Here is a 16475-nt window from a genome sequence, read left to right as displayed (position 1 = left end):
TCTTTTTTTTAAGAGAATCGAGGGGATTATGGTTGTTAGAGGAAAAACTAGAGAATTGGGTTGAAAGATTCAAAGAAAATAAGTATTTGAATGGTTCACTTTTCATTCGTTATCATGACAAAATATTGTTAAATCAAGGCTTTAGTTTTGCAAATTGGGAACACCACGTTTCAAATACTGCAACGACAAAATATCGAATTGGTTCCCTAACAAAGGCGTTTACTGCTCTTGCTATTTTTCAATTGCACGAAAAAGGAAAGCTAAATGTTAACGACAATATTACTAAGTATATTCCTGCCTATCCAAATGGCGATCGTATCTCGATATACAACTGTTTAACCCATACAGCAGGTATTCCTAATTACACAAGCTTTCCTGACTTTTGGTCGACAACAATGAGACTTCCTTCCACATTACCGCAATTGATTGATTCTTTTAAAGACCTTGAGCTCCACTTTAATCCAGGAAGTCGATTTGAATACTCAAATTCTGGCTATGCTATCCTGACTGCCATTATTGAGCACGTCTCCAATATGTCTTATTCTGATTACATTCTAGAAAATATCTGTCGACCATTAGGGATGGTTAATACTGGTTGTGATGACGGGATTCAGGTCGTTCCGCATTTAGCTTCTGGTTATTCTTATTGGGAAACACCAATCCATTCTGCTTATGCGGACCTATCTTTTCCATTAGGGGCTTATGGACTTTATTCGACAACAGAGGACTTACACCTTTGGGATAAGGCACTCTCATCATCTCAACTTCTTCCTAAAGAGCTCACTGATTTGATGTTTTCGCCACATTTAAGTTCCTATGCTTGTGGTTGGGTCGTTTCTGACATTTCAAACCGGAGATGTTTGCACCACTTCGGTGATATAAGTGGATTTTCAAATGAGTTTCTTCGCTTTCATGAAGATAATGTGACTATTATATTTCTTAGTAATATTGATGTAACCCCTGTCACACAACTCTCTCGTGAAATCGCAAATCTATTATTCGGAAATAAAATTGCCATACCCCCTCTAGCAAATGCAATTCCTATTACAAACCTGTCATCGTTTACTGGAATGTATCGTTTTGAAAATCAAGAAACAACATTACATATTACCATTGACCGTAATGAACTTTACTTCATTGTTCCAAAACGATATGGAGTTCGCAATAAATTTAAGCTTATTGCTATTGAACACCAGTCAACAAAGACAACTTTTGTAACCGAAATGATTCACGAGCAGCTCACCTTTTACTATTCTTCATCAAATAAAATTGAACAGGTTGAGTATAAGGACTATAACAACAATCGTTATATCATCCGGAAAGAAAGCTAGTTTCACAAAAATAAATAATGAGCGAAAACCCTTGATAAATAAGCTGTAAGGAAGATTTGATTTCTTCCTTACAGCTTTTTTTCATAAAAAAGTTGCAATCAATGAGTATATTGTATATATTGTACATATACAATATCAATTCAATGAGCGAGGTTTTCCTATGGAAATCATCATTTCGAATCATTCGAAAGAACCGATTTACGAGCAAATTTATACACAAATTAAAAAGCAAATTTTATCAAACAAGTTAAAGGCCGGAGAACCTCTTCCTTCTATGCGTCAACTCGCAAAGGAGTTGGCCATCAGTGTCATTACGACAAAACGGGCTTATGAAGAACTCGAAAAACACGGCTTCATTTATTCTGTTGTCGGGAAAGGATCTTTTGTCGCCGAACAAAACAAAGAAATGATGAAAGAACGAAAGATGCAAGTCATTGAAGAACAATTATTAACTGTCATTCAAAACAGTAAAGAAATTGACGTCTCGCTTACAGAGTTAGTGGAATTACTTACGATGTTATATAAGGAGGAAGAATAATGGAAAATATTATTGAATTAAAAAATATTCAAAAATCATTTGCTGGATTTCAATTAAAGGATTTTTCCCTTAATGTGAAAAAAGGATTTGTAACAGGGTTTATCGGTGGAAATGGGGTTGGAAAATCAACGACAATTAAGCTCATTATGAATTTATTGCAACCAGATTCGGGTTCCGTTTCTGTCTTCGGCTTGAAGTATAAAGAGCATGAAAAAGCAATCAAGCAACGGATAGGCTTTGTTTTTGATGAAAACATTTTTTATGAACAAATCACTCTTGCAGAATTGAAAAAAATCATTAAACCCGCTTATACAAATTGGGATGACGATGTGTTTTATGAATACGTAAAAACATTTGAATTGCCACTTAATAAAAGGTTAAAAACGTTCTCAAAAGGGATGATGATGAAAGCTTCCTTGACGATTGCGCTATCGCATCATGCCGAATTAATTATTATGGATGAACCAACTTCTGGTTTAGACCCTATTTTCCGACGAGAACTGTTAGACATCCTCCATTCACTCATGCAGGACGGAGAGAAAACGATTTTTTTCTCGACTCATATTACAACTGATTTAGACCGAATTGCGGATTATATTACGTTTATCCATAATGGCGAGCATATTTTCACGAAGGAATTTTATCAAATCGAAGAAGAATACGCGATTGTTAAAGGTAGTATGGACTTATTAGATCGCGATACTGAACGGGAATTTATCGCTGTCCGCAAATCAAATCATGGTTTTGAGGGCTTAACAGCAAACAAAACACGGGTTCAGTTATTATTTGGAGAAATGGCGTTAATCGAGAAACCTAACCTTGAAGATATTATGTATTATACGAAGAAAGGGGAAAATCTAAATGTACACGCTCATTCGTAAAGATTTACTTTTACAAAAATATACCCTACTAATCTTGATTCCTATTTTGCTCATGATATTATTTCTTGAACCATCAAGCATCTGGTTTGGAGTCGTATTTAGTATCGCCACGATTATGAACGTTTTTGTCATGGATGAGAAACCAACGATACATGTTTTATTAAATTCCCTTCCCTATACACGAAAGGAAATTGTAAGTTCAAAATATGCCGGCACATTCATTTTTACAGCGATTTTTATTTTTATCATATTTATCGGCCATCTCATTTTCCATCAAGAAATATTACCATGGAAAGAACCGTTACTCATTTTATCTCTCGTAATGGTATTTACTTCATTTTACTTTCCATTTTCTTATCGTTTTAAAACACAGTATCTTACCTTTGCTGGAATTGGATTGTTGGCTTTGTATTTAATCACTGTCACTCTGTTTATTCCTAACTTACATGATAGAGTTAGAGACTTTATGCATACCTTACTCATGTTAGAAGACGCCCTAGTATATTTATTAATAATTGGTAGCGCATCTTTCCTTTATGTTTGTTCTTGGCTTCTATCCATCTATATTTATAGTAAAAAAGGAGAATGACAGGTTTTGAGCATCGTTCGGACATTTGTTCCGTTATTTCAATGATTTTGCCTCGTTTCACCTTCTTAACGGACATACGTTCCGCTATTTGGCAAAAACAAGCAAATTCAATTATGAATTTCGTTAATAACGGAACCGATGTCCAATAAGAATTCAAATTAGCTGTTTTTCATAACACTAGCGGAACACATGTCCGTTAGCCTCTCCTCGACCCTCCGACACTACTCACACTTAGACAGCACAGAGTTAATCATCGGCATCATTAACGTATCCACCATTCTTTCTACATACGCGCGGTCAAATGGCTCCCCGATAAATACACCCCGGTACGTTATAAGCGCTGGTCCAATATCTGCTAGCAAGTCAAACTCCGCTTCAGTAAGTGAATGCCCCTCTTTTAAAAAAGGACAAACAATCGATTTAATCGCTTCTCTATGACGCCAGTAAAATTCGTTTCTAAGTGCTTTTTCTACTTTTTCATTTGACGAAGCTGCATTATAAATCGCCGTCAGCATCGTTTGCGCTTTGTCATCGTCACATTGAAAAAGAAAAGACAGCATATCAACTAATTGTTCTCGCACGTCTTGTTCACGATTTAAACTCTCCTCTAGTTTTTGAAAAGGACTTATCATAGAGGCGGCATCGATAACAAGATCAGCTTTAGAAGACCAACGTCTATATATCGTTGCTTTTCCGACTTTTGCTTTTGCTGCAACCGCATCAATCGTTAAAGCGTCGAACCCGTTTTCTGCTAACAACTGTAATGTCGTTGTTAAAATCACTTCGTTACGGGACATATCAAGAGGTCTCCCTCTTTTGCTTTCTTGTTGTTCAAGTTGCTTTGACATCGAAAGTCCTCCCTCTTTCCCGAGTCTCGCTTTTCTTCCTTCAGTTTAACATCTTAATAAAACTTTTACAATTACGGAACTATTGCGTTTCGTATTTAATGGTGGTACTATTATTTAGCGAAACGATTCCGTTTCATATATATAGAGTACATTGGAGGGAGAGACGATGGCAGTTATCGCTCAAGAAAATGCTGCAACTTCGGAAACGAGTAAACCAGAGGTGAACCCGATTCCTATTCTTGCAGTGCTATTATCAGGTGCATTCGTTGCGATTTTAAGTGAAACGATTTTGAATGTTGCCTTAAATGTTATTACAGCCGATTTCGGTGTTGCTCATAGCACCGTGCAATGGCTTGTGACTGGATATATGCTTGTGATTGGTACACTAATCCCAATATCCGCTTATTTTATGCAACGCTTTACGACTCGACAATTATTTATTACGGCAATGTCCTTGTTTACAATCGGAACAATCATTTGTGGAGTAAGTCCCGTGTTTTCGGTATTATTAGTTGGCCGTTTAACACAGGCGGTCGGAACGGCTCTTATGATCCCGCTTTTAATTAACATTATTTTAACAGTGATCCCGATTGAACGACGCGGGGCAGCGATGGGGATGGTCGGTCTTGTCATTATGTTCGCTCCAGCAATTGGACCCACTGTTTCCGGATTAATTGTCGAAAGTTTAACGTGGCGCTGGTTATTTTTCTTTATTTTACCAATTTCAATAGCATCGCTTTTATTCGGAATGAAAGTACTTATTAATATTTCAGAAACATCAAAACCAAAGCTTGATGTTCTCTCATTCTTATTGTCCATGCTTGGCTTTGGTGGTATTGTTTATGGATTTAGCGCAGCTGGAAAAGGGGATGCAAGCTTTGCTGATCCGATGGTGTTCTCCTTTTTGCTCGTTGGGTTCCTATCTCTTGCCTTATTTAGCTGGCGACAATTAAAAATTGATATACCGTTACTAGACATTCGCGTATTCCGATATCCTATGTTCACTCTCGGTCTATTGATGGTTATGATCGTAATGATGACGATGTTTGCGATGATGCTTGTTATGCCTATTTACATGCAAGGAGCATTATTGTTTTCAGCTGTCACTGCAGGACTTATTATGTTACCCGGCGGATTATTAAACGGTGCCATGTCACCAATTATGGGACGGCTTTTTGACAAGTTTGGTCCTCGTCCACTTTTAATTCCGGGGACGATCATTCTTGCTATAATTGTTTTTACTTACCGATATACAACACCAGGCATCCCCGTTTGGGTCGTGGTTATCCAGCAAGCCATCTTAATGATCGCTGTTGCGATGATTATGATGCCTGCGCAAACAAATGGATTAAACCAAATTCCAAAACATCTTTATCCACACGGAACAGCGATCATGAATACATTAACGCAAGTGTCCGGAGCGATCGGTGCGGCTTTATTTATTTCGGTTATGGAAAATGGTCAGCAAAGTTATTTACAAACGAACGGCATTAGCAATCCGACTGGTGAAGACATGATTGCTGCCCTCACTCACGGGTCACAGCAAAGCTTCTCCACCGGTTTCTATTTAGCTATTGCTGCGATTATTATGTCTTTACTCGTTCGCAGAGTAACACAGCCTAAGGAAACAAAAGCTCAGTAAAAACAAAAAAAGCCTGTAGATGATTCGTGAAATCATAACTACAGGCTTTTTTGACATATATGAAAGTACTAAAAATTTAGATATAGCAGTGAAGCTTTGAAAGCTTAATCTAGAAGAGCGAAGGCTTTGCACTTCGCTTGAAAAGAAAAGACGCTCCTGCGTTTTTCTTTAACGGGGGGCGTTTGAAATGTGTGTTATAAGATTCTATTGAACAAAACAAGAGTAAAACCGGAGAGAAATGTCTAATAGAAGGCTTCTATTAGACAAAACGAGTGCAAAACCGGAGAAAAGTGTCCAATAGAAAGGCTCTATTAGACAAAACGAGTGCAAAACCGGAGAAAAGTGTCCAATAGAAAGGCTCTATTAGACAAAACGAGTGCAAAATCGGAGAAAAGTGTCCAATAGAAAGGCTCTATTAGACAAAATGAGTGCAAAATTGGAGAGAAGTGTCTAATAGAATACTACTATTAGACAAAGTATCCTGAGTATTATAAACGGTTACATGGAGGAGAGTACAGGCTTTCAGATTTGCAGGAAATTAAAAAAACTCGGGAAACGTCCTTTCGTTTCAAGGGAAGTGCGGAGCCCTGCCCGCTTTTGAAAGTGAACACCAAGTGCTCTTCTTGAATAAGTTTTCAAAGCTTCACTGATAGACCAAGATTTTTATGCTTTCTTATCTTCCAAAAAAAGACTGAGTGAAGTGGATTTCTTCACTCAGTTTTTTTTAATATCCTTATTTATCTACAACCGGAAACCAACCAGGTGTATTCATAATCGTTGTCCATAACGTATCCGGGACAACTAATCGTTGTTGGTCCTCTTTTGTCATCGTTGTTGCAATTTCATCTTCTTGTCCAGCTTGAACTTTTTCAACCCATTTTGGTTCCATAATCAATTCTCGCCCTAATGCAAGTATCGGTACACCTGTATCAAAAGCTTTCATGACATCATCTGGAGTATGGAGGGATCCTACGCCAATAATTGGAACTTTGTCACCAACACGCTCATGAATGAGGATGACTCTTGATGTTTTATCCTGTTCATCCCTAATCGACCCTTGCCAAAAATCTTGGACTGAGATATGTAAATAATCAAGGTCTTGCTCTGCTAACTTGTCGACAAACAAAAGTGTATCTTCCATTGTAATCCCCGGGTTTTCTACCTCTTCTGGAGAAATTCGATAGCCAACAAGAAAAGGCTCTTTCGCATGTTCCTCTACCGTAGCTTTAACCGCATCAATAACCGCTATCGGAAATGCCATCCGCTTTTCAATCGTACCGCCCCACTTATCTGTTCGTCGGTTAGAATGCGGAGAGAAAAATTGTTGAATTAAATACGTATTCGCTCCGTGAATTTCCACCCCGTCAAAACCTGCTTCAATGGCACGTCTTGTTGCCTGTCCAAATGCTTCAATAATTAAATCCACTTCTGATTCTGTTAACTCGCGTGGTGTCACTAACCCCGGACGAAGCGCAGCCACCGCACTTGCACTAACAGATTGACCATCCTCTAACAATTCAGGTGGTGCCATTCTACCGGCATGAAAAATTTGCAAAATCGCTTTAGCCCCTTGCCCTTTAATCGTGCAAGCTAATCGCTTTAAGCCTGGTATCATCTCATCAGAGTCTGCACTAATTTCATTCACAAAACCTTTGCCATCCCTTGTTACATAAGCAACTGCAGTAATAACCGCTCCTACACCATTGGAACGTTCTTTATAATAAGCGAGCTCTTCCTCACTCACAGCACCATTTTCTTCAGATGCAAAATTCGTCATCGGCGCCATAACAATCCGATTTTTTATACTAACTCCTCGTTTAAACGTATACTCGGTAAATAACGGTTCATATTTTTTGTTCATTTTTTCAACCTCCTTTTTCTCGTATGTTTATACTAAAGAGTACGACTTTATTATGCAAACAATTTGCTTTTTCATTCTGGTTTTATAAGTATTAAAAAAGTCCACCTTATACGTAAAATAAGGTGGACTGACTAGTAGTAATATAATGATAACGACCTTATCCCTCGTTAAAACAAGACCGCTAATAATATCGTAATCAGTAGCATAAAAACACTAGACCAGATTAATATTCCTTGAAGATGATCTGTATTTCGCTTTTTACTAGAATCATAGTTCTTTTGAATGGTATGGTGGTGATGCTCGTCTGGTGGAACATACGTTGTATAAGTTGGATTGGCGACTTTCCCTCCGTGATAAACAGCTTTATACAAAGGGAATGAACTTAAAAACAAGAGCAAAAACAATCCGAATCCCCACATTTTTATAAGTTCTAAGTCAAAGCTTCTAGTAAACATTAAAACAAACATTGTAAGTATTATATAAAGACTAAAAGAAATACTCATTCCGTAAAGTAAATTTCTTACCACCGAATCCACCTCCCAATTGATGTGCATGTAGTTTAATGTGAACCTCTAACGGACATTCGTTCCGCTACTTTATCAAAAAAGACTGATTCTCACATGCTATCGGACATTCGTTCCGCTATTTCAGGAAAGTGTGTTGTATTCAGTTTAAATTTGGTGAAATAACGGAATAATTGTCCGAACGATATCTGAAACACTACATTTTTGTTGAAATAGCGGAACAAATGTCCGCTACATCTAAACAATTACCCCGTTATAATACAGATACTATCAAAGCGACTATAATTATCACAACAATCAGTATCCCTGTTCCTTTCCAACCTAAACTGCCAACCAAATCCACTAAACTTCCACTACTTCCTCGATGAAATGCATCATTTGCCTTACCTAATGAATTGCGCTTTAACTCTTCTTGTCGCAGTCTTTCTCTCGTATTTTCAGGAGATTCTCTTTTATTACTCATCTTCATTTCCGTCCCTGATTTCTTTTATCATCTCAACCCGATTTCCAAAAGGGTCTCGAAATTCAAACCGTTCATAATGAGGAATCGGGACCGAATCTAGAATCTCAATCGAATGACTCTTTAATTTTTCTTTCCAAAATGCTAGATTTTCGACTTCATAGGCTAAATGAGCTTTTGTTGATAACCGGTCAAAACCAGCTTCTGTTCCGACATGAACTTCTTTTCCCCCACCTGTAACCAAAACCCGCCTCTCCCTTGTAATGACGCTGGTTTTTCGATTTCCCGTAATCCTAATACATTACAATAAAACTGTTTTCCCTCTTCTTCCTTACCTTTTGGGATTGTAATTTGCGCATGATGTAGGCCAATAATCATCAAAACATCCCCTCTCTGTTCTTATCTTTCATTTTAACAGATTATGTTAATTACGCCCACCGTAATAAGGCTATGTCATGATATTTTTATTTACCGATAATAAGATGTTGTGTCACTGTTGGTAGTTCAGTAAGGCCTGTTTTCAAAAACTCTGGATATAAAATAATCTTGTTAAGCTCCTCAATAGGAACCCAGTTATACAACAAATGTTCTCCTTCTTTTCCATAAAAAAAGTCGCTATTTACATTCACTTTATTAGTCGTAGAGACTTTGTAAATCAATCCAATCTCATGAAATGACTTTCCTTTGTATTCAAAGTAAACCAAAGCAACTGTTCAATTTGAACATCATATCCGAGCTCTTCTTTCATTTCTCTAAACATACTAAAGAACTCTTCAATATAATATATTAATGCCAAATAAAAAGAACGCTTATCAAGCGTTCTTTTTATTATCATCTTTTAATTTTTTTCTATTATAAATCACAACAATCATAGTCGCAATAAAACCACATACAATAACAATTGCTTTAAACGGATCTGGAAAGAAAAATATAGCAAAGAGCATTATTGAAGAAATAATAATATGAAACCAATCAACTCTAGCTAAAAGCTTTTCTTGAAGTTTATTCATTTTTCAAAAATCCACGAGCAAGCTCCAATAACTACACCAACACCAAATAAGTCAGCTAAAGCTGCTCGTGCTTCTGGTGCTGCTTTTGCAGCTGCACGTTGGGCCGCTTGTTGAATCGCAGTATGTGGTTTTTTTTCTTTATGTCTTAGTGTTTTATATGCAGAAGAAAATTTGTGAACAAAAGTTTTCGCTCCACAAACTGCCTTTAAACCAGCTTTAACTTTCAATAATATTGCTGGAGTAAAAGTTAATAGTGCAGCAATTTGTCCCACACTTGCATATGCAGAAACTTCTCCCGCACCTGGATATATAATAAAATCTGATTTTTGTCTACCATTTGAAATATTTTTTCCTGTTTTTACATATATCCATTGAGCCTTGACTTTATCTGAAGCAAAAACAATTTCTGCAGGCATTTCTTCAATAGCAGTTAATAGACTAAGAACATCTTCTAATTCATCAACTTTATTTTCTTTACTTAATGAAAACAAATAATCATTCAACTCGTTAGTTGCTTGTTCTTTTTGAATTGGTTGCGCTGAAACTAATGTGGGAGAAACTATTAAACTCAAAGCATAATCACACTTACAATTTTTCCCACGAACAAAACCTCCAATTTTTTCTAGTATTTTCATATATAAGTATACTATGTTTTAAATAAAACAGTAAATAATTTACTGTAAATAGATAGATAAAATTCCCATAATTTGAACCAATTTCAAAATAATTGTTGAGTAAGAGAAACCTCGTCCCTAAATCAGTTCACTAAACAAACATCAATAAAATCGACTACACTCCCTCAATCCGAAAACAAAACAAAACCTTTGGCGTTGCCCAAACCCACTGGGGAACTTTTCCCCAGACTCCAATTAATCGAACTCCCCAACCCTCAATCCTTGAGGGACTCCCTCGCCGGTAGGCAGGAATCGAATGCATTCGATTCAATGCCTAGAGGGTTCGGGGCTAGTGCAATTTGTTAACGCCTTTCCGTTCCCTATGCTCACTTCGTTTCGCTACCACTACAAGATTGACAAATACGCAAATACTGCGTTGAAGCCATAAACACAAAAAAAGATACGAGAATAATCTCTCGCATCTTTTTTCATTCCTCATTCCCTTTATTTTTAGCTGCTTTAAAATTAAGGTAAATAGCATAACCAACAGCTACAAACAAAAATACAATTCCATAACCTATTTTTAAATCCAACCAATATTTAAACAAAATTATTGTTATAGCAATAATAAAAATTAGCTTTAAACTCGATCGATGATATTTGTTCATTTAATTTAGTCTACACCTCACACTAACAAAATTCATAACTTGATTGACCCCAGTTATACATAATGGAATAAACATAATTAGTTCGATCTACCTCTTTATAACCGTCTAATTCTCCATTTTTAAATAGTTTCATAGATTCTTTTTCTAATATTTTCATATCTTAGCATACTATATTTTAAATAAAATAGTAAATATTAACATAATGTGTCATAGCTTATGCAATATCCGATTGCATAACTTTTAGTCACCTTTGAAAATGATATGATCGATGAAATCAATGAATCTAATGAAAACGTTGGTACATCAAACCCGTTCAAAAAATGAAACGGAAAATGATTGTTAAACGGATAATGTTTCAAATACTCTTTTTAATGTTTTAGAAGAAGAAATAATAAATTAAAAACACCTTGCTCTAAATAAAACGTAATATCCACCGTTTCACTCCTCCAACTCCTATTTTTGCGATATGGCATTAAGCCATTGTTCATCCCATTGAAAGTATACTTCACTGCGACCCGATTGTTCAAAAATAACTTTTGGATAAGGAATCGCAAGGTCTGGTATGTAATCCAGATGAAAATATTGCAATTCAGCCGTTTCCTCATCTTTTGGACAGAGCGTGCCTTCTATCACTTCACATTCAAACATAAAAAGATTGTACTCTACTTTATGACCATTCGGATATTCGTAACGAAATTCCTTCCCGCCAAACACACCGAGTAAGATTTTAGGGATAACAGTTAAGCCTGTTTCTTCCCAAACCTCACGAATAACAGCTTGGGCAGGTGCTTCCCCTAGTTCAATGGCACCCGCTGGCAAACTCCACTTTTCTCCATTCCCTTTATTTTGAAATAAAATTTCTCCTTTTTCATTACGCACGATTGCAGCAACACTAGGCATAAACATAAGATCAGACCCGATTTTGTCTCGAATATTTTTATAATAAGAAGACATAGCCATATGGACACACCTCTATCCTTAAATTGTATAGTTATATTTTACTTCTTTTTACAAAATTTTTTAACAATAAGTTTGTAACACAATGGTATAATTTAGTAAAAAAGTATGTAGCGGAGGGTACAGTCATAAAAAACACAGATAAACTTGATTACAATATTCTTTTTATTATTTTTCTATTATTCGTTGCAAGCTGCTATTACATCTTCCAAGCCCAGCACCTTGAGCAATATGGGGACGGCTATTTGCTGAAACAAATTCTCTTTTGTATAGTTGGCTTTATTATCATGATCTCGGTCGCTATTTTTGATTTTGATAGTTTAAAAAAGATACATTGGATTTTATATGGCCTAGGTATCCTCATCTTACTTGGTCTTTTTATCGTTCCTGATGTACTCGCACCGAACATTAAAGGTGCGGTTAGATGGTACCGATTACCTTTTATCGGTTCATTTCAACCTTCTGAACTCATGAAAGTTTTTTTAATTATTTCGATGAGCTCAATTCTATATAGCCATAACCGTAAGGAGACGATGAGTAAATTTAAAAATGATAGCCTTCTTTTACTAAAGCTGCTCGTAACCATGGTCCCTCCCATTCTCATTTTCATGCGTCAACCAGATATGGGTGTGATTATGGTAACATTATCGATTTTTATTTCTATCATCCTCGTTTCCGATATTGATATTAAGTTAGTACTTACGATGATTTTAACTCCGGTACTTGCTATTTTCGGGTTTGTTTATTTATTTTTTACGAAACACGAGGTACTAGAAAAATATTTTTTAAATCACCTCGAGCCTTACCAAGTGAAACGATTTTACGGTTGGCTCATGCCAACAGAACATTCAGATGCTGGCTATCAAACGATTCTATCAATGTCTGCTATTGGGTCTGGGACGATGTATGGAAGAGAAGATTCATTGTTTTATTTACCAGAAGCCCATACTGATTTTATCTTTGCAGTGATCGGACATACTCACGGTTTTGTTGGTACAAGCCTTATCGTAATTTTATATTTCTTCCTTATTTATCGAGTGATTATGATCGGGTTACACTGTCATGATAAATTTGGCTCTTACCTATGTGCCGGAGTAGCAGGAATGTTGGCTTTTCAAGTGTTTCAAAACATCGGAATGAACGTTGGATTACTTCCTGTCACAGGGTTTGCATTACCTTTTTTAAGCTATGGTGGCAGTGCACTTCTAGCTTCATGCCTTGCCATTGGATTAGTGTTAAGTGTGAAATACAATACGAAGCAGTATATGTTTCAAGATGACGACGAGTAAAAAAATGGAAGGAAAAGAGTTGAACCAGTTGATTATATGGTCAACTCTTTTCCTCTTCTTCCTATTCGATTTCCCTTACCATCCTATTTATCCAATGATTAACGGATAAACGCTAACTCCCTTTGTGCAAGTGCATCCTTTAACCATTGCGGATGCATTTTTAATAAATTGTTCGGTAAATCATCGACATCAAAAAATTTAATCTCTAGTGATTCCTCTTCGTTACAGCTTACTTCTCCGCCTGTTATTTCGGCAAGAAAACACGATGTTATAAAATGGACAACTTCTCCATTTGGGTATTCAAACCTTTGTGAATCTGGGTCTGAGTATACGCCAATTAACTTTTTGATTGTAATGTCCACATTCGTTTCTTCTTTTACCTCTCGAATTGCTGCTTGTTCAACGGTTTCTCCGATTTCAATGTGCCCAGAAGGAATTCCCCACAATCCAACATCTTTCCTTTTTTGCAGTAACACTTGCTTTTGCTCATTGAAAATAATAACCGCTACTGCCGCTTTGACTGCATCAATTCTTTTCATCTTTTCCCCTCCTAAATTAAGAAAAACGCGGGAGCGTCTTTTCGTCTTATATGTAAAAAAAGGCCCGAAGCAAAGTTTCAACGCATGCGAAATACGCTGAACCTTTCCCCTCGGACCTTTTATGTCAATAGGTGCCTTTTACATATAGTAAAAGATGTAGCCCTCGGTCACTGACCTAGTGTATACACTAGCGGAACCCTAGCTACAATTTTCCAGTTCTATTCTATTTTACTCGTTTTTCATGCTAATGAAAACAATATAACTAAAGAACAGTGAAATAGTTCTACAAAGATACGTTAATTACAGAACTGTGAATCTTCACTAACACCTCTTGAACAACGGTGACGAACATTGACATCTTCAATATACCAATACTCATTTTCTCGTTTCATAGACAATTTAATATCTGTTCCCGATATCGAGTCATCATACAAGCCATAGCTTAAAATAAACCCTTCTGCCATGTCTTCACTTACCATATTAATTCTCGTCGTAATTTCCCAAACTTCAATACCAAGCCATTCACTATATTCCACATCATGTAGCCATGCTTGTAATAACAATCCTGGCATGTCCCAATTTTGATTCGGTGCAGCTAATTCTTCTGCAAACTCAAAATCAGCATTTTCCCATTCTGTTACCCCACTCGTCCAACCAGTTTCCTCCGCCAGCGAATCGTCTTTCACATATTCCCAAAGCTGAGTATCCGCGTTATTCCATAATCGTGGGGCTTCATCTTTTGGTATTTTAATATAATCATCACTTTCATCATTCGAACAACCATTTAATACGAAAAATGCTAGCATCATAAAAAATAACAATCGTTTCATATTATCACCCTAGACTAGTTTACTATATAATATCATATACCTTTTCAAATATGGTAAAGTTTTCATTAGTTGCGTTTATTTTGAAGTATCGTTAAAAATAATTAAAAAAACCACCAATATTAAAATTGATGGTCTGCGCTCGTTATTTACTTAGAAAAGATTGTGTTTTTTTCTTACATACATAAACCATTTCATGACTAGCATTATCGATAGGTGTTTCGTTCCAATCTTTATAAACATCTACAATTTCAAATCCATGAATAAACAGAAGACGCTCCATTTCTTTTGGATAAACATATCTTAAGCTAATGTTTGTGTTCTTTTCATTAACGATTTCATCTGACTCGTTTTTATACTTACGGATTGTCGTATAATGCTGGATTTGCTCTAGGGCATCATAACGACTGATTGTATACACATCGACAGGGCAATGCGTCTCATCATCCGTATACGTTTTCCAATATTCTTCGGTAATCGGTTGTAGTAATTCATCTTCGTTCGGAAATCTTGTCCCAAAAATGAACACACCATCTTCTTCTAAATGTTTGTTTACTGAGACAAGTAGCCCATCTTGATCCTCACTCGTTAAAAAGTGTTGAAACGAGTTGCCAACCGAATAAATCAATCGACTCTTTATTCCTAATTTGAAATTTGTGCAGTCTTGTTCGACCCATTGTATATCTACGTTTTTCTTACTAGATTTATTTCGAGCTTCCTGTAACATTCCGTTATGTACATCGACACCGATTAACGTATAACCACTTTTCGCTAGTGGAATGGTTATTCTGCCCGTTCCACATGCAATGTCAATGATTGTTCCTTGTTGTTTTGCAGCCCATTTTGTTAAAAACGGAATTTCCGGTGTATACGATTCATTTTCTTTATCATATAAAATTGGGTCATCGTATTCTTCAAAATTATCTTGACTCATGTTATTTTTCTCCTTTAGTTTAAGCTTCAGTAAAACTAGCTAACAAAAGTGTATCATATGTTTCCATACCTTGTATTACATTTTTCGTTAGTCATTAAATCATTTATTTTCCTCCTTGTGTGCATCTAGTTTTTACGATAAAATCAAATTAAAGTTTCCTTAAGGAAACAAATTTAACCTCAGGAAAGTTTGGTGATAATATGTTACTTCTTCAAGTCGTTATCGCTCTTTTGATTGGTCGTCGTATTTTTTATTCATTTGTTCGAAAAGATCCTTTGTTCATTCAAATTTCGCGTTATGTTGGTTTTATCGGTATTACATTGTTATTTCATATTTTCTTAGGACCTATATGGACTTGGTTTTGGATTATCGGCTTTCCACTTATCGGTTTACTTATCCATTATATTTTTGTAAAAGTGAAAGGATTCAGCTTTATCAACCCTGGTGAAGACTATGATAAATATCGTGGTTGGAAATGATAAATCAGAAAGAAAGGTGAAGCCCATTTTTTCGACTTCACCTTTCTTTTTGTTTTTCTATATAACCCTTGAAAATCAAATCTGTTATTTTTTCAACAAGCTAGGTTAATTGTTCCATGGTAAATTAAAAAGATTTATTCCTTACAGCAAACCATTTTATTAAATCCAACTCTATTTTTTTGCACGACAATGGTATTAATAAATGATATTGTAATAATCCATGAAGATCTTTTCAGCGAAAGCATTCCTTTTTTCGTAATAACTAATGTCATCCTCTTCTAATTAGTGTGTTGAGGAACAATTGTCTTTTGTTAAATGAATTCCCATATAAGAAATTATTACGATTAGTTAGAGTTTCTGTATCGGCGTTGCTTGGAGTTTTTAGAACGCCACGAAACGAAGTTCCTTCAAGGTATGGACTTCAAGGAAATGTGGTTAAATACTGATAAGATGACCTACTTCCTCAACAATGTTCGTAAAACAA

General features: G+C 36.1%; 17 protein-coding genes and 1 pseudogene. 7 read left to right on the top strand and 11 right to left on the bottom strand.

Annotated features, from left to right (window positions below; genetic code table 11):
• Positions 1-32: 32 nt before the first annotated feature.
• The 4 genes from T323_RS0119815 (at position 33) to T323_RS0119800 (ending at position 3339) form a co-directional block, all read left to right on the top strand.
• On the top strand, positions 33-1331 hold the full coding sequence (locus T323_RS0119815; protein WP_026674832.1) for a serine hydrolase domain-containing protein: 1299 nt from the start codon (positions 33-35) through the stop codon (positions 1329-1331).
• Between the two features lie 160 nt (positions 1332-1491).
• A complete protein-coding gene (locus T323_RS0119810) occupies positions 1492-1869 on the top strand; it encodes a GntR family transcriptional regulator (RefSeq protein ID WP_026674831.1) in 378 nt (125 codons plus the stop codon).
• Positions 1869-2750: an ABC transporter ATP-binding protein gene (locus T323_RS0119805; RefSeq protein ID WP_026674830.1), complete on the top strand. Its 882-nt coding sequence runs from the start codon at positions 1869-1871 to the stop codon at positions 2748-2750. The genes T323_RS0119810 and T323_RS0119805 overlap by 1 nt, the downstream gene beginning before the upstream one ends.
• Complete coding sequence (locus T323_RS0119800) at positions 2731-3339, top strand: ABC-2 transporter permease (protein ID WP_026674829.1); 609 nt, start codon at positions 2731-2733, stop codon at positions 3337-3339. Before T323_RS0119805 ends, T323_RS0119800 begins: the two co-directional genes overlap by 20 nt.
• A 221-nt stretch (positions 3340-3560) precedes the next feature.
• Here T323_RS0119800 and T323_RS28140 read toward each other — a convergent pair whose 3' ends face one another.
• Positions 3561-4187, bottom strand: a complete 627-nt coding sequence (locus T323_RS28140; RefSeq protein ID WP_051556634.1) for a TetR/AcrR family transcriptional regulator — start codon at positions 4185-4187, stop codon at positions 3561-3563.
• Positions 4188-4353: 166 nt separating this feature from the next.
• Here T323_RS28140 and T323_RS0119785 point away from each other — a divergent pair, with 166 nt between their 5' ends.
• Entirely contained in the window at positions 4354-5829 is a 1476-nt protein-coding gene (locus tag T323_RS0119785) for an MDR family MFS transporter (RefSeq protein WP_026674828.1), read from the top strand.
• 733 nt (positions 5830-6562) lie between these two features.
• Here the strand turns inward: T323_RS0119785 and T323_RS0119780 are convergent.
• The 7 genes and pseudogenes from T323_RS0119780 to T323_RS27210 form a co-directional block, all read right to left on the bottom strand.
• On the bottom strand, positions 6563-7690 hold the full coding sequence (locus T323_RS0119780) for an NADH-dependent flavin oxidoreductase (protein ID WP_026674827.1): 1128 nt from the start codon (positions 7688-7690) through the stop codon (positions 6563-6565).
• Positions 7691-7857: 167 nt separating this feature from the next.
• Positions 7858-8217, bottom strand: coding sequence for a hypothetical protein (locus tag T323_RS0119775; RefSeq protein WP_026674826.1), 360 nt, complete (start codon positions 8215-8217; stop codon positions 7858-7860).
• A gap of 250 nt (positions 8218-8467) precedes the next feature.
• Positions 8468-8677 (bottom strand): DUF6366 family protein, encoded by a 210-nt coding sequence (locus T323_RS0119770; protein WP_026674825.1) that lies wholly within the window; start codon positions 8675-8677, stop codon positions 8468-8470.
• Positions 8670-9052 (bottom strand): annotated as a pseudogene (locus T323_RS27220) (VOC family protein). Before T323_RS27220 ends, T323_RS0119770 begins: the two are co-directional and overlap by 8 nt.
• Positions 9053-9486: 434 nt before the next feature.
• Positions 9487-9684, bottom strand: coding sequence for a hypothetical protein (locus T323_RS0119750; protein WP_026674823.1), 198 nt, complete (start codon positions 9682-9684; stop codon positions 9487-9489).
• The gene (locus T323_RS0119745) at positions 9681-10319 is read right to left on the bottom strand and encodes a hypothetical protein (RefSeq protein ID WP_026674822.1); all 639 of its coding nucleotides are present in this window, start codon (positions 10317-10319) and stop codon (positions 9681-9683) included. Before T323_RS0119745 ends, T323_RS0119750 begins: the two co-directional genes overlap by 4 nt.
• A gap of 1100 nt (positions 10320-11419) precedes the next feature.
• Complete coding sequence (locus tag T323_RS27210) at positions 11420-11926, bottom strand: NUDIX hydrolase (protein WP_084309340.1); 507 nt, start codon at positions 11924-11926, stop codon at positions 11420-11422.
• A gap of 125 nt (positions 11927-12051) precedes the next feature.
• On the opposite strand from T323_RS27210, the gene T323_RS0119730 reads away from it, so the two are divergent.
• Positions 12052-13212 carry an FtsW/RodA/SpoVE family cell cycle protein gene (locus tag T323_RS0119730; protein ID WP_026674820.1) on the top strand — a complete coding sequence of 387 codons (1161 nt, stop codon included), beginning with the start codon at positions 12052-12054 and terminating at the stop codon, positions 13210-13212.
• Between the two features lie 98 nt (positions 13213-13310).
• Here T323_RS0119730 and T323_RS0119725 read toward each other — a convergent pair whose 3' ends face one another.
• The 3 genes from T323_RS0119725 to T323_RS0119715 all read right to left on the bottom strand — a co-directional run bounded on the left by T323_RS0119725 (position 13311) and on the right by T323_RS0119715 (position 15512).
• The gene (locus T323_RS0119725; protein WP_026674819.1) at positions 13311-13751 is read right to left on the bottom strand and encodes an NUDIX domain-containing protein; all 441 of its coding nucleotides are present in this window, start codon (positions 13749-13751) and stop codon (positions 13311-13313) included.
• 296 nt (positions 13752-14047) lie between these two features.
• On the bottom strand, positions 14048-14581 hold the full coding sequence (locus T323_RS0119720; RefSeq protein WP_026674818.1) for a hypothetical protein: 534 nt from the start codon (positions 14579-14581) through the stop codon (positions 14048-14050).
• A gap of 142 nt (positions 14582-14723) precedes the next feature.
• Positions 14724-15512 (bottom strand): class I SAM-dependent DNA methyltransferase, encoded by a 789-nt coding sequence (locus tag T323_RS0119715; RefSeq protein ID WP_026674817.1) that lies wholly within the window; start codon positions 15510-15512, stop codon positions 14724-14726.
• Between the two features lie 200 nt (positions 15513-15712).
• On the opposite strand from T323_RS0119715, the gene T323_RS0119710 reads away from it, so the two are divergent.
• Positions 15713-15991: a hypothetical protein gene (locus T323_RS0119710; protein ID WP_026674816.1), complete on the top strand. Its 279-nt coding sequence runs from the start codon at positions 15713-15715 to the stop codon at positions 15989-15991.
• The last annotated feature ends 484 nt before the right edge of the window (positions 15992-16475 follow it).

The organism is Alkalihalobacillus bogoriensis ATCC BAA-922, assembly GCF_000621445.1.
GTDB classification, from domain to species: domain Bacteria; phylum Bacillota; class Bacilli; order Bacillales; family Bacillaceae_F; genus Bacillus_AO; species Bacillus_AO bogoriense.
Note: the sequence above shows the minus strand (reverse complement) of the source record. Positions and strands in the feature narration are given on the sequence as shown.